The organism is Micromonospora sp. NBC_00821 (genome assembly GCF_036347035.1).
Lineage (GTDB): Bacteria > Actinomycetota > Actinomycetes > Mycobacteriales > Micromonosporaceae > Micromonospora > Micromonospora hortensis.
This window is the reverse complement of the sequence record NZ_CP108880.1, coordinates 6,912,205-6,933,713: the sequence shown is the minus strand read 5'-3', so window position 1 is coordinate 6,933,713 and position 21,509 is coordinate 6,912,205. Positions and strand designations below refer to the sequence as shown.

Genomic DNA, 21,509 nt, shown 5'->3' with positions numbered 1-21,509 from the left:
GGCTGCGGGCCGTACCGTGTGCCGCATGACATCGCCGTCGCCGGCCGCGTGGTTCCGGCGTGCCCTGCCCACCCGCCGCCGGGCGATCGCCGCCGCGGTGGTCGTCGTGCTGTTGGCCGCCGCCGTGACCTGGGCGGTGTGGCCACAGGGACCGGGCGTACGCACCGAGAGCGCGATGCTCACCGTCCGGTCCGGACCGTCCGGTGACCAACCGGTGAACCTGGACACCACCCTCTACCTGCCGGACGACGCCTCGTCCGGTCGGAAGGTGCCGGCGGTGCTGCTGGCGCACGGCTTCGGCGGCACGAAGGAGTCGGTGCGCTCCGACGCGGAGGAGTTCGCCGGGCGCGGCTACGCGGTGCTGACCTGGACCGCGCGGGGTTTTGGCCGCAGCGGCGGTGAGATCCACCTGGACAACCCGGACTACGAGGTACGCGACGCCGAGCGGCTGCTGGACTGGTTGGCCGCGCGGCCGGAGGTGCGCACCGACGCCGCCGGCGACCCGAAGGTCGGTGTGGTCGGTGGCTCGTACGGCGGTGGGTTGGCGTTGCTGTTGGCCGCCCAGGACCGTCGGGTCGACGCCATCGTGCCCATGATCACTTGGAACGATCTTTCCCGTGCGTTCCTGCCGGAGAGCACCGGCGCAGCGCCGACCGAGGGTGTGTTCAAGAAGGGCTGGGCCGGCCTCTTCTTCGGCGGGGGCGGCAACGTCGGCTCCGGCCCGGCCGGGCTCTCCGGCGCGACCGCCGCCCAGCCGCAGGGCGCACCGGCGTCGGCCGGCCCGCCCAGCCCCGGGCCGGGCGCCGGCCCCGGAACCGGTCCCGGTGGCGCCCCGGCCGGTGCCGCCGACCCGTCCTGCGGTCGGTTCGCCGCCGACGTCTGCGCCGCGTACCTGCGGATCGCCACCACCGGCCGTGCCGACCAGGCCGCCGTGGACCTGCTGCGCCGCTCCAGCCCGGCCGGTGTGCTGGACCGGATCAAGGCACCCACCCTGCTGGTGCAGGGCGAGGCGGACACCCTCTTCCCGCTCGGTGAGGCGGACGCCAACGCGCGCGGCATCGCCGCCACCGGCACCCCGGTGCGGGTCGCCTGGTTCACCGGCGGGCACGACGGTGGCAGTGGACCCCGCTCGGACGAGGACCGGGTGAAGTTCCTGACCGTCCAGTGGCTCGACCACTACGTCAAGGGCGAGGGCGACGCGCCCGGCGACGACTTCACCTGGTCGCGGATCGCCGGCTTCGACGCGCTCGACAGAGGCCTCGTCGCCACCGGCTTCCGCCGCCCCGACTACCCGGGTCTCACCGGTAACGCCCGCCGGGAGGTGACTGTCGCCGGCCCGGCACAGCCGATCGCGAACCCGCCGAACGGAAACCCGGCCGCCATCTCCTCGATCCCGTTCGCCGGCGGACTCGCCTCGCTGCTGGACGGCGTGGCCGGTGACGTGCCGGGCCAACACGCCCAGTTCGAGTCCACCCCGCTGACCGAGGCCGTGGACGTGGCCGGTGCGCCCACCGTCACAGTGCGGGCCGCGTCGCCGACCGGCGAGGCGGTGCTCTTCGTCAAGCTCTACGACGTCGACCCGGACGGCGCGGCCACCCTGCCGAACGGCCTGGTCGCCCCGATCCGGCTCACCGGCCTTCCGCAGCAGGTGCAGGACGCCCGCCCGGTCACAGTGACGCTGCCGGGGATCGTGCACCGGGTGGAGGCCGGACACCGGTTGCGGCTGGTGGTGGCCACCTCCGACCAGGCGTACACCACGCCCGCCGCGCCGACCGTCTACACGGTGGCCGCGGACGGCGCGGTCATCCTGCCCACTGTCAGCGGTGAGCCGATCCCCACCGCGGCGACGATCTGGCGCTGGGTGCTCGCCGGCCTGCTCGCCGCCATCGTGATCGGGCTCGTCGTGGTCGTCGCACTGGTCCGCCGCCGACACCGCCGCCAGGACCGGTCGGTGCACCCGGAGTACGCGGACACCCCGCTGGCAGTGCGCGCGCTGCGCAAGGAGTACGCGGACGGCTTCGTCGCCGTGTCGAACGTGGACTTCGAGGTCCACCCCGGTCAGGTAGTGGGTCTGCTCGGGCCGAACGGCGCCGGCAAGACCACCACCCTGCGGGTGCTGATGGGGCTGACCCAGCCGACCGCCGGGGAGATCTACGTCTTCGGTCGTCGGCTGGTGCCCGGCTCGCCGGTGCTGTCCCGGATCGGGGCGCTGGTGGAGGGGCCGGGTTTCCTGCCGCACCTGTCGGGTCTGGACAATCTGAAGGCGTACTGGCGGGCCACCGGGCGGCCGTGGGAGGACGCGCAGTTCGACGCGGCGCTGGAGATCGCCGGGTTGGGCGACTCGGTGCACCGGAGGATCAAGAACTACAGCCACGGGATGCGCCAGCGGCTCGCCATCGCCCAGGCCATGCTCGGTCTTCCCGAACTGCTGGTGTTGGACGAGCCGACCGACGGGCTGGACCCGCCGCAGATCGCCGAGATGCGCCGGGTGCTCCAGCGGTACGCCACTGACGGTCGGGCGGTGCTGGTCTCCAGTCACCTGCTGGCCGAGGTGGAGCAGACGTGCACGCACGCGGTGGTGGTGAACAAGGGCCGGATCGTGGCGTCCGGGCCGGTGGAGGAGATCGTGGGCGAGTCGCCGAGCGTGCTCTTCGACGTCACCGACCCGGTGGCGGCGCGAGCGGTGCTGGACCGGCTGCACGGGGTCCGCGTGTTGCCGGAGAGCGACGGCCAACTGGTGGTCGACACCAACGGCACGGCCCGCAGCGAGGTGGTGGCGGAGCTGGTGCGCGCCGGCATCGGGGTGGACCGGGTGGTGCCTAGGCGGCGCCTGGAGGACGCGTTCCTCGCCCTGGTGGGCGAGAACTCTCGGGGAAGCGGTGACCGGTGATGGTTGTTACTGACGCGGGTGAGGCCCGTGGTTACCGGCCGTCGGCCACCATGCCGTTCGTGGCGGAGTTCCGTCGGCAGGCGTCCCGGCGGCGGACCCAGTTGGCGCTCGGGTTCATGGTGTTGCTGCCGCTGATCATCCTGATCGCGTTCCAGTTCGACTCGGGCGGCGACGACGACAACGGTCGCAACGAGTTCGCCAGCCTGGTCGAGCTGGCCACGTCGGGCGGGCTCAACTTCACCCTGTTCTCGATCTTCGTGTCGGCGTCGTTCCTGCTGGTGGTGGTCGTCGCGCTGTTCTGCGGCGACACGGTGGCCAGCGAGGCGAGCTGGGGCAGCCTGCGATACCTGTTGGCGATCCCGGTGCCCCGGGCCCGGTTGTTGACCGTGAAGCTGGTGGTCGCGCTCGCGTACTCGGGACTGGCCCTGGTGCTGTTGGCCGGCACCGCGTTGCTGGCCGGCACCCTGCGCTACGGCTGGTCGCCGCTGCGCAGCACTGTCGCCGCCGAGCTGGAACCCACCGAGGGGTTGCTCCGGTTGCTGGCCGTTTTGGGTTACCTGGCTGTCGTACTGCTGGTGGTGGCCGGCCTGGCGTTCCTGCTGTCGGTGATCACGGACGCCGCGCTGGGCGCTGTGGGTGGTGCGGTTCTGCTCTGGATCCTGTCCAGCATCCTGGACCAGATCACCGCCCTGGGCGCGCTGCGCGACTTCCTGCCCACCCACTTCAGCACCGCCTGGCTGGGTCTGCTGTCGACTCCGGTGCAGACCGACGACGTGGTGCGCGGCTGCATCTCGGCGATCAGCTACGCGACGCTGTTCTGGGGGTTGGCGTTCTGGCGCTTCACCCGCAAGGACATCACCTCGTAGGTGGGCTGCTCGGGTCGGCCTTCTTCCAGGCGCTGACGCCGATCCGGCCGGTGTTGCCGAGGTCGATCGGCCCGTCCGGGTCGACCTCCTCGGCCGGCTGCCCGGCGGCGGGCGCCACGGTCAGGAACTCGCCGTTTGTGGCGACCACTGTCGAGTCGGTGACCAGGTTGCGCCAGAGCACCACTGCGGTGGCCCGCTCCCCGGCGGCGAGGGTGACCTGCCGGGGTGGTTGGTCGAAGCCCAAGGTGATCTCCTTGGCGCCGTTGACCACCCGCAGCATGATCGGCTCGCGCGCTTCGTCGAACACGTGCAGCACCGGGTACCCGTTGAGCTGGTAGGGGTGCTCGCCGCAGTTGACCAGCTCGATGCCGAGGGCGCGCAGGCCCATCGCGGCGTCCCCGCCGGTCGACCGGATCCGGACGCCGGTGGCCGGGCACTCGGCCGACGGCTCGGTGCTGGAGGACGGGCCCGCCTCCGCCCTCGCTGCGGGGGGCGGCCCGCTCGGGTCCCCGCCCTGGCCCCGATGGTCGCCGGGAGTGCAGCCGCCGAGCGCGAGAGCCATCGCGACCGTAGCGGTGACGCGTCGCCGTGCTGCCGTGTCGGGGGAGATCATCTGTTGATCCTCGCCCACATGCGGGGCACACCGCCGCCCGGCCCCGGCCTCGCCGGCTCTCCCGCGCCGCCGGGCCGGCTCCGCGATCTTGCACTTTCTGTGCCGACATAAGGCGCTTAACCACCCATACCGACTACACAAAGCGCAAGATCGGCGCGGGTTGCGCCGTACTTGACACAGGCGCGGCTCGTCTACGCCGGCGGGCGCTGGGTGAGGACCGCGTCCAGCAGGCCGGGGTAGAGCTCGTCCACCTCGTCCCGGCGGAGCCGGACCAGTCGGCTGGTGCCGGCGGCCCGGGTCCGGGTCAGCCCCGCCTCGCGCAGCACCTTGAGGTGGTGGCTGCGGGTCGCCTTGGAGACGCCGAAGTCGAAACTGCCGCAGGCGGCCTCGCCGCCCTCGGCGAGCGCCCGGACGATCTGTAGCCGCACGTCGTCGGCGAGTGCGGCCAACACGCTGGTGACCGGTACGGCGGTCAGGTCGGGCTCGTGCGGCTCCATGTGACCAGTGTAACCCTTGTTCGACAACGATCGAACGACGCCCTAGGGTCGGTGTCGTTGGTTCGACGATACTCGAACATTGGAGTTGCCGATGCGATCCCGCGCCACCGCGTACCCACTGGTCGCCGTGCTCGGCTGGGGCGTGATGTTCCCGATTCTGGCCAGCGCGCTCGACCGGGTCGACCCACTCAACCTGACCACCGCGCGCTACCTGCTGGCCGCCGTCGTCCTGGTCGCCATCCTGCTGCTCCGCGAGGGTGCCGGCGCGCTCCGGCACGGTGGCCGGGCGCTGGAGGTGGTGGTGCTCGGAGTGGTCGGCTTCGCGGGCTTCAACCTGCTCACCAACCTGGCGCTCGAACACGCCGCCCCGCAGCAGATCTCCCTCTTCGTGGCCACCACGCCGGTGATCACCCAGCTCGTCCGCTGGGCCCGCGACGGCGTACGCCCGAAGCCACTCCTGCTGGCCCTCTCCCTGGTGGCGCTCCTCGGCGTCGGTCTGGTGATCACGCGCGGCAGCCTGGCCGGGCTCGGCCAGTTCGGCCTCGGCGGGCTCATGATGATCGGCGCGGTACTGGGCTGGGGCATCTACACCCACGGCGCGAGCCGGTTCGGCGAGTGGTCACCGCTGCGCTTCACCACACTGACCGCGCTCGCCGGCACGGCCGCCATGCTCGTCCTGAGCGTCGGCGCCGACGCCGTCGGCTGGCAGCACGCGCCGGCCGCCGCCGACCTCGTGGCGGTCGCCCCGCAACTGGCGTACGCCGTGCTGGTGGGCGCCGTGATCGCGGTCCTGGCCTGGAACACCGGTGTGCAGCGGCTCGGCGCCGCCAACGCCGCGCTGTTCATGAACCTGGTTCCGGTGACCACCTTCGCGGTGCAGATCGCCCGCGGCTACCGCCCGGAGCCCGTCGAACTGGTCGGGGCCGCCATCACGATCGCCGCTCTGGTCGCCGTGAACCTCGCCGCCCGGCCCCGGACCACGTCGCTGCCGAGGCCGAGCGCGGTGACGGATCCGATCGCGGTGACCGACCCGGTGGCGGTGAGCGCCCGCTGACCCACTACCTGGGATCAGCGGTAGCAGCGACCGACAGCGTTGTCCTAGACTCGACGGCACAACTGAATACCTCATCCAGAGGGGCTGAGGGATACGGCCCGACGACGCCCCGGCAACCACCCCGCGCGCTCACCGCTGAGCGACCCGCGGGGCAGGTGCCAATTCCGTCCCCGCCGCACCGTGCGATGCGGGGAAAGATGAGAGGACCCTCGACATGACGTCGACGCTCGTCGCCTCCGGCATCGACACCTCCGCAAGCCCCGCCCGCGCCCTGGTCTGCCGTGCCTGTTCGGCCCGCTACCCGCTCGCCGCCCAGCACGCCTGTTACGAGTGTTTCGGCCCGCTGGAAGTCGACTACGACACCGCAGCACTGGCCGCCGTCACCCGCGAGCAGATCGAGGCCGGCCCGAACAACATCTGGCGGTACGCCGCGCTGCTCCCCGCCGGTCAGGACCCGGCCAGCCGGGTCACCCTCGACCCGGGCCTGACCCCACTGGTGGCGGCCCCGCATCTCGCCGCCGAACTGGGCATCACCGCGCCGCTCTGGGTCAAGGACGACAGCGCCAACCCCACCCACTCGTTCAAGGACCGGGTCGTCTCGGTGGCGCTCACCGCCGCCAAGGCGCTCGGCTTCAGCCGGTTCGCCTGCGCGTCGACAGGCAACCTGGCGAACTCGGTGGCCGCCCACGCGGCCCGCGCCGGTGCGCCCTCGGTGGTCTTCATCCCCAGCGACCTGGAGCAGGGCAAGGTCATCACCACCGCCGTATACGGCGGCGAACTGGTCGCCATCGACGGCTCGTACGACGATGTCAACAGGCTCTGCGGTGAGCTGGTGGAGACCGACGAATTCGAGGACACCGCGTTCGTCAACGTGAACGTCCGGCCGTACTACGCGGAGGGCTCCAAGACCCTCGGCTACGAGGTGGCCGAGCAGCTCGGCTGGCGGATCCCGGCGCAGGTGGTCATCCCGATGGCCAGCGGCGAGCTGCTCACCAAGATTGACAAGGCGTTCTCCGAGCTGGTGGAGATCGGCCTGGTCGAGGCGCCCGCCGACGGCTGGAAGGTCTTCGGCGCGCAGTCCGCCGGCTGCAACCCGATCGCCGTCGCCCTGCACGCCGAGACCGACACGATCGTCCCGGTCAAGCCCACCGGCATCGCCAAGTCGCTCAACATCGGCGACCCGGCGGCCGGCCTCTACGCCCTGGAGGCGGTCCGCCGCACCGGCGGCTGGATGGAGTACGCCGACGACGACGAGATCCGCGCGGGCATCCGCGATCTGGCCCGTACCACAGGGGTCTTCGCCGAGACCGCTGGTGGGGTCACGGTGGCCGTGCTGCGCAAGCTGGTCGAGTCCGGTCGGCTCGACCCGACGGCCGAGACCGTCGTGTTCAACACCGGCGAGGGTCTGAAGACCATCGACGCGGTGGCCGGCCAGGTCGGGCCGACCCACCACATAAAGCCCTCGCTGCGCGCCGCCCGCGACGCCGGCCTCCTGGGCTGACGGGCTCGCTCGGACCCGGGCGGAGTCGATCAGTCGGTAACTGGGTTTTCGCTGTGAGTGTGGAAAACCCGCCGCTACGGACTTGACGGCAGGAACCGGACGGCGCAAGATGCTCCGTGCGGGAGGGCATTTCGCCGAAGACTTTTGAAGTTCTTGCGACCCAACGCCGGAGGCGTTGTGCGAGTGTCCCTCCCGACCAACGTTCGATCGGGCCAGCGAGTAATTCGCTGGCCCGATCGCTTTTGTACGGTGCACGCTCACCGGCATGAGCATCACGATCGCGTCGTTCGACGGCGCCGACCGGACATCGGTCGACGAGGCGTACCGGATCGGGTCGGCGGCCAACGACGCTGATCTCCCGGACTTCCCGCCCTTCTGCCGGCGTCGCTTCGACGCGATGTTCCACTCGCCGATGCCCGGCACCCGGTCGCTCTGGGCGCTGGCCCGCCTGGACGGCGTGCCGGCCGGCTACCTCCAACTGGACCTGCCGCAGCTCGACAACCCCGACAACGCCACCGCCGAGCTGCTGGTGCATCCGCGGCTGCGGCGCCGGGGCGTCGGCCGGGCCCTGCACGAGTACGGGCTGCGCCTGCTCCGCGAGCACTGCCGCAAGCGGGTGGTGGCGATGGCCGTCTCCGCGCTGCCCGGCGGCGCTGCCCGAAGCGTGGCCGGTGACGCGTTCGCCGCCGCGACCGGCGCCCAACCCGCCCTCGCCGAGGTGCGTCGTCGGCTCGACGTCGGCGAGATCGACCGGGTCGCTCTGCGGGCGGCGCTCGCCGAGGCCCGACCGCGAGCCGAGGGCTATCACTCCGTCTGCTGGCAGGGCTCCACCCCACAGGAGTACGTGGCTGACATCGCCTACCTCGACGGCCGGCTGCTGATGGACGCGCCCATGGGCGACGTGCAGTGGGAGCCGGAGCAGGTGGACGCCGAGCGGATCCGTGGCAACGAGCGGGCACTGGACGCCCGGGGCCGGCGGCGCTACCACCTCGGGATGCGGCACGAGGCGTCCGGTCGGCTGGTCGCCTGGACGCTGCTGGACGTGGGCGCCTCCGCCGACTGGCACGCGTTCCAGCAGATCACCATCGTCGACCCGGCCCACCGTGGGCACCGGCTCGGCCTCATCGCCAAGGCGGAAAACCTGCACCACCTGCTCACCCACGAGCCGGCGGTACGGGTGATCGACACCTTCAACGCGGCCAGCAACAGCTACATGGTGTCGATCAACGAACAGCTCGGCTTCCGCCCGGTGGACCGCTGGACCGACTGGCAGCTCACCCTCTGAGTCGACAGGTCACCCGCCCGTCCGTTCCAGGCGCTCGACCAGTTCGCCGACCGCGGCGTGGAAGTCGTCGTCGGGAGTGAACCGGTGGCCCTGCACCGGCGGAGGCACGGTGTCGGTCGGTGGGATGAGCAGCCCTTTCGGATCCCGTACCCGACGGTCGACCCGGGCGGCGGGGTCGTCGGGTCCGTCGACGAACGGGACGAACACCGCCCCGCCCACCGCGTCGGTGTACCGCCACAGGTTGATCCACCGCCAGGCCAACCGGCTGCCGACCTCGCGCAACATCTCGTCGCTGACGTACGCCGGGAAGATCCGCCGGTACCGGTTGCCGAGCGGGGAGCCGTAGGTGAGCAGGGCCACCCGCCGGCGGCAGTGGTCGGGCAGTTGAAGGATCGTCACCGCCGCGAGCACGCTGCCGTGACTCTGCCCGGACAGCAGCACCGCGTTCCCGTCGGCGGTGAGCTGCCCGATCCGGCGGGTCAGCTCGGGGACCGCCCGCTCGACGTAGCACGGCGGGGCGAGCGGATGCGCGGCACGCGGCCAGAAGGTGGCCAGCTCCCAGAGCACCCCGACCAGCCGGATCGCGCCGGAACGGTAGGCGACAAGTCCCATTATCGCGAGGACCGTGGCGAACAACCCGATCAGCAGGGCGCCCAGGTCGGTCACGAAGATCACCGGACGGGCCAGCGACTCGCCGCCGAGTCGCAGCGCGAGCGCACCCGGGCCGGGACCGATCACCGAGAGCCCGGCCGCAGCCAGGGTGAGCAGCGCCAACACCACGTACGCGGTGGCCAACAGCCCTCCGAGCCGATCCGTCAGTCGGGCGCGCACGACCGCGTCGCGGACGGCCCGGACCCGTTCCGGGGCCGCCCGGGAGGCTTCCGGATAGTCCCGCCGGATCAGCTCCTCGGCCTCCCGACGGCGACGAGCACGGCGAAGCCGGGGCACGAGCACTGCCGTCACGACCACCAGGAGCACTGCGAGGGTGAAGCCGAGGGTGACCCAGCGGTAGGCGATCGGCGGCGACAACGGTGGCGCGCCGGGCGGCAGCGGCCGTGCGGGCGTCGGGCTGGACCCACGGTCCAGATACTCGGCGAGCCCGTAGGTCAGGCCCGAGGAGTAGGCGACGCCCAGCCCGATCGCGACGGTTATCAGCACCGGCGCCCCCAACCCGGCCAGCAGGAAGAAGGGGCGGGGGAGGGAACGGCGCTGGACCGCCACCACCAGGCCGAGCATCGCGAGCAGCACCACCTGCCCGGCGAACAGCCCGGCCACCAGCAGCCCGTACCCCGGCAACATCCCCTCGGCCTTCCACGGCGACCGTGGCACCACCGCGTAGCCCACTGTCAGCGCGGTGAGCGCCACGGCCACCCAGCGGATCGTCCGCGAACTCCGCTGGTCCTGCTCTCCGCGCCGTTCTATCGCCGGCCGGCAGAGCAGCACCACCGCGCCGGCGAGCAGCGCCACGTCCGCGGCCAGCAGCAGCCAGCCGGGCACCGTCGCGTCGTGCGGTGCCAGGACCAACAGCAGAGTGATGTCGAGCGTGCCCAACGCCACCGCGACGTGCACCGAGCGCAGGCGGCGCAGCAGCGAGCGGGTGTCCCAGAAAGCGGGCGCGTCGAGCCGGTCCGCACCCACCCCGGGCGCGTGGTCGCTGTCCTCGGGGAGCTGCCAGCTCCGGGCACCGAGTCGCCAGATCAGGAAGATCGCGATGATCGGCGGTACGGCAAGCAGCGCCAGCCGCTGCCCGGGCGGCACGTCGCCCAGCCACGACAACTCCCGCCGCCCCTCCAGGCACCTCGGGTAGGCCGCGCACTGCCACGCGATCAGGTCGACTGACACCCCGACGGTGGAGAGCACGTACATCGCGGTCATCGTCGCTGCCAACAGTCGGCACAGCGCCCGCGCGGCGTGGCCGCCGCGTCCGGTGACCGGCAGCATCCAGGCCGCGATGTTGCTGAGCATGAACGGCAAGAGCAGGACCAGGGAGAACGTCCGGGTGGCGGTCCCGCCGGTCAGCCTGCTCCAGCGGTACGCCTCAAGCGTCACCCCGTTGCGGTCCGCGGCGGCACCGTAGCCGGGCCGCGGCCGGTAGAAGCCGGCGTTGTCGTCTCCCGCGACCCGCGCGACGATCGGTCGGTCGAGGATCGTCTCGGGCCCCTTGTCGGCGACCCCGTGCACCCGGATCTCGGTGATCCTCACCCGCCGCCCTCCCCTGGCCGGCTTTCCTGGCCGGAGGCCCGCGGTTACCCGCTGCCGCCGCGAGCAACCTCGTGCCGTCGGCCATTGGCGCTTCTGCTCGCGGACCGGACTGCGGCATGATGGCGGGCATGACGGAGACCCCGCATCCCCTGTACGACAGGCACGCCGACACCCTCAACCGTGCGCTGACCGCGATCACGGAGCGGGGCTACTGGTCCGCCTATCCCGAATCCCCCAGCCCCCGGGTGTACGGCGAGACTGCCGCCGCCGACGGCAAGGCCGCCTTCGAGGCGTACCTCGGTGGTGACTTCCCGCTCGACCAGCCCGGCGCGGGCGTTCGGGTCGCCACCGAGACGAGCCCGTTCGGGGTGGAGTTGGCGGTGCGTTACCCGCACGCCGGCCCCGGTGAGCTGATCAGCGCCGCCTCCGCCGCGCTGCCGGCGTGGCGCGACGCCGGCCCGCAGGCCCGGGTCGGCGTCTGCCTGGAGATCCTCGACCGGCTGCACAAGCACATCTTCGAGCTGGCCAACGCTGTGCAGTTCACCAGCGGGCAGGCGTTCGTGATGGCCTTCCAGGCCGGTGGCGCGCACGCGCTGGACCGGGCGTTGGAAGCGCTGGCGTACGCGTACGCCGAGATGACCCGGCACCCGGGCACGGCCGGCTGGGAGAAGGCCGCCGGCAAGGGCGACCCGCTGCGGATGACCAAGACGTTCCACGTGGTGCCGCGTGGGGTGGCGCTGGTGATCGGCTGCAACACCTTCCCGACCTGGAACTCGTACCCTGGGCTGTTCGCCTCGCTGGTCACCGGCAACCCGGTGATCGTCAAGCCGCACCCGCGCGCGGTGCTGCCGCTGGCCATCACAGTGAAGTACGCCCGGGAGGTGCTCGCCGAGGCCGGGTTCGACCCGAACCTGATCATGCTGGCGGCCGAGGCGCCCGGTGAGAAGCTCGCCAGCGACCTGGCCCTGCACCAGGCGATCCGGATCGTCGACTTCACCGGCTCCACCGAGTACGGCGACTGGCTGGAGACGCACGCGCGGCAGGCATCGGTCTACACCGAGAAGGCCGGCCTCAACACCGTCGTCATCGACTCCACCGACGACTTCGCCGGCATGTGCCGCAACCTCGGGTTCACGCTGACCCTCTACAGCGGGCAGATGTGCACCACCTCCCAGAACATCCTCATCCCGGCCGGGGGCATCGAGACCGACCAGGGGCACAAGAGCTTCGACGAGGTGGCCGGCGGGATCGCCGCAGCGGTCGGCAAGCTCACCGCCGACCCGGCCCGAGGTGTGGAGCTGACCGGCGCCATCGTCAACGACGGGGTGCTGGAGCGGCTGGCCGAGGTGACCAAGGTCGGCGAGCCGGTGCTGGAGTCGCGGGCCGTGGCCCACCCGTCGTACGCCGACGCGGTGGTGCGTACCCCGACGATCGTGAAGCTGGCCGCTGACGACGCGGAGACGTACGGCCGGGAGTGGTTCGGACCGATCTCGTTCGCCATCGCTACCGACTCCACCACGCACAGCCTGGAGCTGCTGCGCCGGACGGTCGGCGAGAAGGGCGCGCTCACCGCCGGGGTCTACTCGACCGACGAGGCAGTGCTTGACGCAACCGAGGCGGTGGCGGTCGAGGTCGGGGTTCACCTGTCCTGCAACCTCACCGGGGGCGTCTTCGTCAACCAGTCGGCGGCGTTCTCCGACTTCCACGGCAGTGGGGCCAACGCGGCGGCCAACTCGGCGCTGACCGACGGGGCTTATGTGGCGAACCGGTTCCGGATCGTGCAGTCACGGCGTCATGTCTGATCTCTAGTCGCGGTGGGGGTTTCCGGGTCGGGCTGCCCCGGAAACCCGCCGTGGGCGCGGTGGTCGTCGGCGTGTCCGGCCCGGAGCCTCTGCTTTTCCCATGATCGTGCTCGACCCAGGAAGTAGTGGCCTCTGGTCGGATGATGACCACTACATCCTGGATCGAGCGTGATCATCACGGCTGGGCGGCGCGCGCCGGCCGTCCGCGTGGCGGTGGTGATCGTTGGAGGTGGTTTGTGGGTCAGGCTGTTCGGCGCATCTGTAGCTCGGTGAGGGCTGGGATGTTCGGGTGGGGGACCCGTACCCCGGTGTCCTCGAAGCCCAGGCGCTGGTAGGCACGGTAGGCGCGGTCGTTGCCGACCACCACCTCCAGCAGCAGCTCAGGTCGGCCACAGGCTCGCGACCAGGCGGCCACCCCGTCGATCAGCTCGCCGAGCAGGCCGCTGCCGCGCCAGGTCGGCGTGACGTACACGGCGTAGATCACGGTCAGCCCCGGTTCGTTCGGGTGGGTCGTACCACCGGCGTGCCCGACCAGCCGGCCGCCCGGGTCGGCGACGAACTGCGCGTTACCGGCACCGGCCGAGGTGTACGCGACCCGGGCGGCGAACTCGTTGTGCGGTCGGGCCGCCGCGTCCGCCAGGGTCTCCAGGAAGGCCAACGGCGCGTCGGCGAGCATCTCCAGGCGCAGCGCCCGCATCCGGGCGGCGTCCTCCGGCCGGACCCGGCGGATCTCCGCGAGCCGTAGGGCCGGCGAGCCCATGTCGGTGGTCATGTCCGCATGCCTACCACAGGGCGGGGATTGGCGTTTCGCGAGCTGGGCCCGATCGCGATCATCTCGAGGGCTGCCCTGCGACCCTGCCCCTCTCCGAATGACGCGGGCGAATCCGATGGCCGGGGAACCCGGCCGATCAGCGCGCTCGGGACGCCCCGAAGTGTGTCTGATTTGTGGCAGTGCGCGGCCGTCACTCCTCGTGTAGCGTGCGATTTCGGCCACCTCATTCAATGGCGGTCATCGATCGCTGAGTCGGTGGTCCGGGGCGCCCGGCCGTGCCGTGCGCCGAATCAGGCAACGCCGGGCAGAGTGAGGGAAGTGCACCGTGGCACAGGGCTCCGTGAAGTGGTTCAACGCCGAGAAGGGCTACGGCTTCATCGCCGTCGACGGCGGTCAGGACGTGTTCGTTCACTTCTCCGCGATCGAGATGGACGGTTACAAGGCGCTGGACGACGGTCAGCGGGTCGAGTTCGAGATCACCCAGGGCCAGAAGGGCCCACAGGCGGAGCACGTACGCGTCATCGGCTGAGCTTCCTGGCCGATCGGCCCGTGAGTCGGGGCTGCGGCAGGGGCACTCAGCCGGGAAGATCGTGAACCGTTCCAGCCAAAGCTGAGGAGCGTTCATGACCGACCAGCCACCCCCGCACACTCCTTCCTCCGGGTCGGGGGAGCCGGACCCGTCCGATCCGTCCTCGCAAGCCGGCGGCCCCGGCCACGCCGGTCCGCCCCCCGGCTGGGGGCCGGGCATGCCCCCGGCCGGCCCGTCCTCCGGCCCCGCCGCCCCGCCGCCCGGCTGGGATCCCGCGCAGGGTGCCTGGGGTGCGGCCCCGCCACCGCAGGGCTGGGTGTTCCCGCCCACCGGGGGTTACCCGCCCGGGTCGGGTCCCTACGGCGGGCAGCCGTGGTATCCGGGGCCGCCCGTCGGCTGGTACCCGCCGGGTCACGGGTTCGACCCGAACGACGCCCTGGTCACGCCGCCCGGTGCCGGCATCGGCGGCTGGTTCAACCGGTGCGGGGGAGCGCTGCGCCGGGGCTGGCGGCAGTTGGTGCCGATCATGCTGCTCACCCAGGTGCTGCCTGCGGCGGTGCTCTCGGTGGTCTCCCTCGGGCTGGACCCATCGGCGAAGTGGGCCGCCCAGGCCGAATCGACGTCGACCCCCGCGCTGCCGGACAATTTCGCCGCCGAGCTGCTGAGCCTCCTCGTCCTGCTGGTCGGCGGCAGTGTGGTGGTCGGGTTGGTGCAGGCCGTCGGGTGGGCCGCCGGCACCTGGGTGATCACCCAGCAGGCGGCCGGTCAGCCGGCCAGCCTGGAGGCCGCGCTGCGCTACGGCCTGCGTCGGGCACTCGGGCTGTGGGGCTGGACCCTGTTGATCAGTCTGCTCATCGGCGTCGGTTTCTGTTTCTGCGTGCTGCCGGGCATCTACCTGGCCTTCGCGCTGAGCATGGCCGGCCCGGTCTACCTCTTCGAACGGCACAACCCGATCGGTCGATCGTTCCGGATGTTCCACGACCGGCTCGGCCTGCTTCTCGGACGGGTGGCCCTGGTGGCCGCCGCGGTGATCGTCGGCACCCTGATCCCCGGTGCCCTGGAAGGAATCGGCACCTCCCCGCTCGGAACGGATCCGTTCTCCTCGGCGGGTACCGCCGTCGGAGCGGTGGTGGTGATCGGGATCACCGCCGTGCTAGCCCTGCCGGCCCACCTCGCGCAGATGATCGGTCTGCTGGTGACGTACGCCGAGCAGCGTGCCCATGAGGCACCGGTGAACAGCGCTGGACTGGCCGCGGAACTCGGCTGAGCGGCGGCATCGTGCTTGCACTCGGCAGGTGAGAGTGCTAAACAAGTCATTGGCACTCGCATACCGTGAGTGCCAATGGTCGGGACGGTGGGGCCAGGTTGCACCGGTGTGGAGACACCGGGGCGGCACATGGCCGGTCGTCGCGGGCTATCCGGCCCGGCCGAAGGACGTCGTCGTCGCCAGGTGGCGACGTCCCAAGGTGCGTACACCAGGCGGCCCATCCGGGGCACACATCTCGGGTGGCCCGTGAGTGTCCAGGAGGACAACGCCGTATGGCCAAGATGATCGCGTTCGACGAAGAGGCGCGCCGCGGCCTCGAGCGGGGCATGAACCAGCTCGCCGACGCCGTAAAGGTGACCCTCGGCCCCAAGGGCCGCAACGTCGTGCTCGAGAAGAAGTGGGGTGCCCCCACCATCACCAACGATGGTGTGAGCATCGCCAAGGAGATCGAGCTCGAGGACCCGTACGAGAAGATCGGCGCTGAGCTGGTCAAGGAGGTCGCCAAGAAGACCGACGACGTTGCCGGTGACGGCACGACGACGGCGACCGTCCTGGCCCAGGCCCTGGTTCGCGAGGGCCTGCGCAACGTGGCCGCTGGCGCCAACCCGATGGCCCTGAAGCGGGGCATCGAGGCCGCTGTCGCGAGCGTCTCGGAGGAGCTGTCCAAGCTCGCCAAGGACGTCGAGACCAAGGAGCAGATCGCCTCCACCGCCTCCATCTCCGCTGGCGACAGCACCGTCGGCGAGATCATCGCCGAGGCGATGGACAAGGTCGGCAAGGAAGGCGTCATCACCGTCGAGGAGAGCAACACCTTCGGGCTGGAGCTTGAGCTCACCGAGGGTATGCGCTTCGACAAGGGCTACATCTCGGCCTACTTCATGACCGACCCGGAGCGTATGGAGGCCGTCTTCGACGACCCGTACATCCTGATCGCCAACAGCAAGATCTCGTCGGTGAAGGACCTGCTCCCGATCCTGGAGAAGGTCATGCAGTCGGGCAAGCCGCTGCTGATCATCGCCGAGGACCTGGAGGGCGAGGCCCTCGCCACCCTGGTGGTCAACAAGGTCCGTGGCACCTTCAAGTCGGTCGCCGTCAAGGCGCCGGGCTTCGGTGACCGCCGCAAGGCCATGCTGACCGACATCGCCATCCTCGCCGGTGGCCAGGTCATCAGCGAGGAGGTCGGCCTCAAGCTCGACGCCGCCAGCCTCGACATGCTGGGCCGCGCCCGCAAGGTCGTGGTGACCAAGGACGAGACCACCATCGTCGACGGTGCCGGTGACGCCGAGCAGATCCAGGGCCGGGTCAACCAGATCCGGGCCGAGATCGACAAGAGCGACTCCGACTACGACCGGGAGAAGCTGCAGGAGCGGCTGGCCAAGCTGGCCGGCGGCGTTGCGGTGATCAAGGTCGGCGCGGCCACCGAGGTCGAGCTCAAGGAGCGCAAGCACCGCATCGAGGACGCCGTTCGCAACGCGAAGGCCGCCGTCGAGGAGGGCATCGTCCCGGGTGGTGGCGTCGCGCTGGTTCAGGCCGGCAAGACCGCCTTCGACAAGCTCGACCTGGTCGGCGACGAGGCGACCGGTGCGAACATCGTCAAGGTCGCGCTCGACGCCCCGCTGCGGCAGATCGCCGTCAACGCCGGCCTTGAGGGCGGCGTCGTGGTGGAGAAGGTCCGTAACCTCGAAGCGGGTCACGGTCTGAACGCCGCCAACGGCGAGTACGTCGACCTGCTGGCCGCGGGCATCATCGACCCGGCCAAGGTGACGCGTTCGGCGCTGCAGAACGCCGCTTCCATCGCGGCGCTCTTCCTCACCACCGAGGCCGTTGTCGCGGACAAGCCGGAGAAGAACCCGGCTGCCCCGGCTGGCCCGGGTGGCGGGGACATGGACTTCTGAGTCCAGTTCCGACACCGAACGGGGCGGGCCGCTGACGCGGTCCGCCCCGTTCGTCGTCAGGTCGGTAGTGGGCGCTGGTTGCGCCGCTTCTGTGCCCGGCTGTACGGCGGAGGCAGTTTGATCGGCGCGTCCACCATCTCCTGCGGTTCCTCGGCCACCGACGGCTCGCCCTCGGTGGTCATCTCGGCCAGTTGCTCGGCGTCGCCGTAGTCGAGCCTGTCGAACGGCAGTTGGCCGGGGAGTTCACCCACCGGTTTCCAGGTGATCGGCGGGCCGTCCTCGGTCTGGTTGTCATCCGTGGTCATGGCTGCCTCCTCTACCGAAACGGTAGGGGGCGTCGATGGCCGATGCGGGCGAATGGATCTTTGTCCTGTTTGCCCCGGTTATGCCGTCGGTAGGGTTCGCCGGTACAGGAAGAAGACCCGCTCGATCCACGCACCCGCGCTACCCGAATAGAACGGCACCGGTCCCACCCAGCCGATCTGTGCCCGGTCCAGCCCCACCGCCCGCTGGTCGCGCAGGCAGCGCCGCAACAGCACCCCACCGATGCCCGAGCCCTCCGCGGCCGGCGCGGTGCCCATCGGCCCGAACCAACTCGGCCGCGACGACCCGTACGCGGCGAAGCCGAGCACCTCGCCGTTGCGCTCCGCCAGGTGGCAACCGGCGTCGGCACGCCCCACCGACCCGGCCAGCTCGCCGTCCCACGTTCCGCCGAAGGTGGACCGGGCGAACGCGGTCAGCGCCGGCAGGTCCGCCGGCTCCGCCCGGCGTACCGTGACGCCCTGGTCGGCCAGCCGTTGCTCCGTCGCCTCGGTGGACCGCAGTGCCGGCGACCCGTCGTACGACAGGTCCGCGGTCATGTTCCAGGCGGTCCGGTCCTGCTGGTAGCCGAGCGCGAGTGCGGCGCAGACCGCCGGCGTGTAGCGGACGTCGATTCCCGGCCACGCGTAGTACGGCGGGTTTCCGGCCAGCAGCACCTCGGTCGCCCCGCGGTCGGCGAGCACCCGCTCGGCCCGCTGGAGCAGCGTCCGGCCGACGCCCCGACGCCGCTGATCCGCGAGGACCGCGACCAGGTCCACGTGCCCGATCCCCGGCTCGGTCGACGACACCGAACAGATCAGCACCCCCACCAGGTCCGCGCCCCGGTACGCGCCCAGCCCGACCGCCGGCCGCTCGGTGGCGGCCCGGGTCCAGAGCACGTCCACGATGGAAGCCGCCTCGGCGGCGTCCTCGGGCAGGTCGAGAGCCTGCTGGCAGAGCTGTACGACGCTGGTGACCAGGTCGGCGGTCAGCTCGGTGACGGTGATCTCGGCGTCCATGGTCGCCGACCCTAGATCACCGACTGTCGAGCCGCACGCCCGGCTCAGCGCTTCAGGAAGGAAACCTGCCTATTGCTGGGCGGCGCGAACGGCCGCGTAGGCGTCGACCTGGCCGGCACCGGTGACGTTCGACGGAGTACCGCAGGCGTCGGAAGGGCTGTCGGAGCGATAGGTGGGTGTCGCCACCGTGGCGGTGTCCCGAAGGATCTGCCTGGTCCGGGTCACGTCACCGACCAGCGCCGGGTTCGCCGACCACATCAGCGCGACCACCCCGGCCACCTGCGGGGTCGCCATCGACGTACCGTCCAACGCGGCGTACGTGCCGCCCGGCATGGCCGACACCACCCTCACCCCCGGCGCCAGCACGTCCGGTTTACCCGAGCCGCCCGGCACCGGCCCGCGCGAGGAGAACTCGGCGACCCGCCGCTGGGCGTCCACCGCGCCCACTGTCAGCACGTCCGGGTACGGGGCGGGCGGATCGTCGATCGACGCGCACCACGGGCCGGTGTTACCGGCCGCGGCGACCACGAAGATCCCGGCGGCGTCGAGGGCGGCGGTGGCCGGCCGCAGAACGCGCTGGTCGCAACCCTCGATGGGCGGGCAGCCCCACGAGTTGGTCAGCACCTGCGGGGCGCGCTCCGGACGGCCGTCGGTGAACGGGTCGCCGCCGGCTGGGAAGGGCGCCAACATGAACTGGAGGCAGTCCAGGTAGTGCGCGGGGCTGCCCAGGTTGCGGTCCAGGTTGACGCAGCCCACCCACTGCGCGTCCGGCGCCACCCCGATGCCGTCCCGCCCGACCGCGCTGCCCACCGTGTGGGTGCCGTGCCCGCCCTGGTCGGTCGGGCTCCGGGTGTCGTCCCACGGGTCGTACCAGGAGTCGTCCCCACCACGGAACCCGGCTCGTAGCGCCGGATGGGTGCCGTCCACCCCCGAGTCGGAGCTGCCGACCACGATGCCCGTGCCGGTGACCCGGAGTTGGGACCACACCCGGTCGGCACCGATCTGGCTGATGTTCCACTGCGGGCCGGTGGGCTTGGGCAACGTGCCCCGGTTCTGCCCGGCCGGGGCCGGCAGCGGTCGCAGGCGCTGGCTGACCAGCACCCGCGCCACCTCCGGCCGGCGGGCGAGCCAGGCACGGACCGCTGGGCCGCCGTCCACCTCGACCGCGTTGACCAGGTAGTACGACACCGGGTCGAGGCGCAGCCGGTTCAACCCCCGCAGCAGGTCACCCTGGCTCTGCTCGGCGGTCGTCACCAGTCGCCGGTAGACCTCCGCCGCGCGGGCGTCCCGCCCGGCCCGACCCGGCGCCGCGGCCGGAAGGTCGCTCAGGTCGGCCTGCGTACGCAGCACCACGAACAGCCGCTCGCCGTACAGGCCCGGCTGGCCGGGGCCGAGGTCGACCACCGCGAACGCCACCAGCAGCACCACGGCCGCCACCGCGGCGACCCGCCTGTTCGGGGTGCGTGCCGTGCGTCGGGCGAGCAGCACCGCGTACCCGATGGCGACCACTACCGCGACGGCGAGCCCGACGCCGCTGGCGGCCGCCACCCAGAACGGGATGTCCCGGGTGCCGACCAGCAGCAGGCTGATCTCTTCCGGGTCGGTGAAGGCCAACGGGCCGAGCGCGGCCAGGCCCACGAGCCAGCCGGTCGCCGTGCGGCCGGCGCGGGTGGCCTCAACCGGGTCGGCGGTGGCTGGGCTGGTGGTGGCTGGGCTGGTGGTGGCTGGGCTGGTGGTGGCTGGGCTGGTGGTGGCTGGGCTGGTGGTGGCTGGGCTGGTGGTGGCTGGGCTGGTGGTGGCTGGGCTGGTGGTGGCCGGGTCGGGGGTGGCCGGGTCTGTGGTGGCTGGGTCGGGGGTGGCCGGGTCGGCGGTGGGCCGCCAGGTCGCGGCCCAGAGCGCGGCCAGCGCGAAACCCACCGGCGGCACTGTCAGCAGCGCGGGCAACTGCGCGCCGGACTGGCCGGTCCCGGCCGCGAGCAGCAGCAGCGCCACCCCGGCGACCAGGCCGCCGACCAGCACCAGCCGAGCCGGCCGGGGCGGTCGCCCAACCGCGAACAGCGACCAGAACGGGGCATCCAGCAGAGTAGCGGCGAGCACCCCGAGCGCGGCGGCCGCCAGCAGCGCGAGCGCGGTCTCCAGGAGGCCGCCGAGCGCGCCCAGCCAGGCCCACGGCAGCAGCAGCGCCAACCCGGCGGCGACAGCGAGCAGCGGCACCGGGCCGGGCTGGCGCACGCGCCGTCCGACCGACTCCGCGTTCCCAGCGGCCTCGGACCGCGTGGCGTCGCCGTTCCCGGTGGCCTCGGGTCGCGTGGTGTCGCTGTTCCCGGTGGGCGCGGGCCGCGTGGTGTCGCCGTCTCCGCTGGCCTCGGACCGTGTGGTGTCGCTGTTCCCGGTGGCTGCGGGCCGTGTGGTGTCGCCGTTCCCGGTGGCTGCGGGCCGTGTCGCGTCGCTGTTCCCGGTGGGTGCCGGGCTGCGGACCGAGCCAATCAGCCCGGGGTACGCCCAGCGGCGCGCCGACCAACGCACGGCGAGCGCGCTGAGCAACGCGGCGCCGGCCAGCGCGGCGAGGTATGCCTCGTGGTGCACCAGCGGCACGACCCGCAGGACTGTGAGCACGCCGAGCGCGAGTGCCCCGATCAACCAGGCCCGCCCGGTGGCCCGGACCGCGCCCGACCGGGGCAGGAGGGCCAGCAGCAGGGCGGGTGTGCCGGCCAGCACGACGGTGGCCAGGCCGAGCACCGGCCAGAGCCAGCCGAACCGGTCCCGTCCGAAGCCCAGCAGCACCTGATCGGTGAGCCAGCCACCGGTCTGGGTTCCCATTGTGACCGCCACCGTCCAGCAGCCGACCAGCACGGCCGCGACCACCGGCCACGGGGAACTGCGGTCGCTGTAGCCGGGGTGCGCAGGTTGACCTTGCATCCGAGAACCTTACGACTACGAGGAAGGGTTTCGACCCGACCGTCGGGTTCCGGGGCTCCGAGGAACGTGCAGATCTTGGACAGTTTCCGTCAGGAGAT

General features: G+C 71.8%; 16 protein-coding genes and 1 riboswitch. Of the genes, 9 read left to right on the top strand and 7 right to left on the bottom strand.

Annotation, left to right across the window (positions count from 1 at the left end; all coding sequences use genetic code 11):
* Positions 1-25: 25 nt before the first annotated feature.
* Both OHB44_RS31805 and OHB44_RS31800 read left to right on the top strand, forming a co-directional pair.
* Positions 26-2,890 (top strand): alpha/beta fold hydrolase, encoded by a 2,865-nt coding sequence (locus OHB44_RS31805; protein ID WP_330439120.1) that lies wholly within the window; start codon positions 26-28, stop codon positions 2,888-2,890.
* Positions 2,890-3,756 (top strand): ABC transporter permease, encoded by an 867-nt coding sequence (locus tag OHB44_RS31800; RefSeq protein WP_238683077.1) that lies wholly within the window; start codon positions 2,890-2,892, stop codon positions 3,754-3,756. Before OHB44_RS31805 ends, OHB44_RS31800 begins: the two co-directional genes overlap by 1 nt.
* Here OHB44_RS31800 and OHB44_RS31795 read toward each other — a convergent pair.
* A complete protein-coding gene (locus OHB44_RS31795; protein ID WP_330439119.1) occupies positions 3,746-4,369 on the bottom strand; it encodes a DUF4232 domain-containing protein in 624 nt (207 codons plus the stop codon). The two genes, OHB44_RS31800 and OHB44_RS31795, sit on opposite strands and share 11 nt — an antisense overlap.
* 191 nt (positions 4,370-4,560) lie before the next feature.
* Positions 4,561-4,866, bottom strand: a complete 306-nt coding sequence (locus OHB44_RS31790) for an ArsR/SmtB family transcription factor (protein WP_238683079.1) — start codon at positions 4,864-4,866, stop codon at positions 4,561-4,563.
* Between the two features lie 91 nt (positions 4,867-4,957).
* Between OHB44_RS31790 and OHB44_RS31785 the strand changes: the two genes are divergently transcribed.
* The 3 genes from OHB44_RS31785 (at position 4,958) to OHB44_RS31775 (ending at position 8,706) form a co-directional block, all read left to right on the top strand.
* Positions 4,958-5,920, top strand: a complete 963-nt coding sequence (locus OHB44_RS31785) for a DMT family transporter (RefSeq protein ID WP_330439118.1) — start codon at positions 4,958-4,960, stop codon at positions 5,918-5,920.
* A gap of 68 nt (positions 5,921-5,988) precedes the next feature.
* A riboswitch (SAM riboswitch) is annotated at positions 5,989-6,124 on the top strand.
* A gap of 10 nt (positions 6,125-6,134) precedes the next feature.
* Positions 6,135-7,421, top strand: a complete 1,287-nt coding sequence (gene thrC / locus OHB44_RS31780; protein WP_210780906.1) for a threonine synthase — start codon at positions 6,135-6,137, stop codon at positions 7,419-7,421.
* A 265-nt stretch (positions 7,422-7,686) separates the two neighbouring features.
* On the top strand, positions 7,687-8,706 hold the full coding sequence (locus OHB44_RS31775) for a GNAT family N-acetyltransferase (RefSeq protein ID WP_330439117.1): 1,020 nt from the start codon (positions 7,687-7,689) through the stop codon (positions 8,704-8,706).
* A gap of 9 nt (positions 8,707-8,715) precedes the next feature.
* On the opposite strand, the gene OHB44_RS31770 is transcribed toward OHB44_RS31775, so the two are convergent.
* Positions 8,716-10,908: a hypothetical protein gene (locus OHB44_RS31770; protein WP_330439116.1), complete on the bottom strand. Its 2,193-nt coding sequence runs from the start codon at positions 10,906-10,908 to the stop codon at positions 8,716-8,718.
* 128 nt (positions 10,909-11,036) lie between these two features.
* On the opposite strand from OHB44_RS31770, the gene paaN reads away from it, so the two are divergent.
* A complete protein-coding gene (gene paaN / locus OHB44_RS31765; protein ID WP_238683083.1) occupies positions 11,037-12,710 on the top strand; it encodes a phenylacetic acid degradation protein PaaN in 1,674 nt (557 codons plus the stop codon).
* Positions 12,711-12,951: 241 nt separating this feature from the next.
* Here the strand turns inward: paaN and OHB44_RS31760 are convergent, their stop codons facing one another.
* The gene (locus OHB44_RS31760) at positions 12,952-13,482 is read right to left on the bottom strand and encodes a GNAT family N-acetyltransferase (RefSeq protein WP_266304314.1); all 531 of its coding nucleotides are present in this window, start codon (positions 13,480-13,482) and stop codon (positions 12,952-12,954) included.
* Between the two features lie 325 nt (positions 13,483-13,807).
* On the opposite strand from OHB44_RS31760, the gene OHB44_RS31755 reads away from it, so the two are divergent.
* The 3 genes from OHB44_RS31755 to groL all read left to right on the top strand — a co-directional run bounded on the left by OHB44_RS31755 (position 13,808) and on the right by groL (position 17,173).
* Complete coding sequence (locus OHB44_RS31755) at positions 13,808-14,011, top strand: cold-shock protein (protein ID WP_091402914.1); 204 nt, start codon at positions 13,808-13,810, stop codon at positions 14,009-14,011.
* A gap of 94 nt (positions 14,012-14,105) precedes the next feature.
* Positions 14,106-15,278, top strand: coding sequence for a hypothetical protein (locus OHB44_RS31750; RefSeq protein ID WP_330439115.1), 1,173 nt, complete (start codon positions 14,106-14,108; stop codon positions 15,276-15,278).
* Between the two features lie 272 nt (positions 15,279-15,550).
* Positions 15,551-17,173, top strand: coding sequence for a chaperonin GroEL (gene groL, locus OHB44_RS31745; RefSeq protein ID WP_088950420.1), 1,623 nt, complete (start codon positions 15,551-15,553; stop codon positions 17,171-17,173).
* A 56-nt stretch (positions 17,174-17,229) separates the two neighbouring features.
* On the opposite strand, the gene OHB44_RS31740 is transcribed toward groL, so the two are convergent.
* The 3 genes from OHB44_RS31740 to OHB44_RS31730 form a co-directional block, all read right to left on the bottom strand.
* A complete protein-coding gene (locus OHB44_RS31740) occupies positions 17,230-17,478 on the bottom strand; it encodes a hypothetical protein (RefSeq protein ID WP_330439114.1) in 249 nt (82 codons plus the stop codon).
* 78 nt (positions 17,479-17,556) lie between these two features.
* Entirely contained in the window at positions 17,557-18,492 is a 936-nt protein-coding gene (locus tag OHB44_RS31735; protein WP_330439112.1) for a GNAT family N-acetyltransferase, read from the bottom strand.
* 69 nt (positions 18,493-18,561) lie between these two features.
* Positions 18,562-21,411, bottom strand: coding sequence for a S8 family serine peptidase (locus OHB44_RS31730; RefSeq protein ID WP_330439110.1), 2,850 nt, complete (start codon positions 21,409-21,411; stop codon positions 18,562-18,564).
* Positions 21,412-21,509 lie beyond the last annotated feature (98 nt).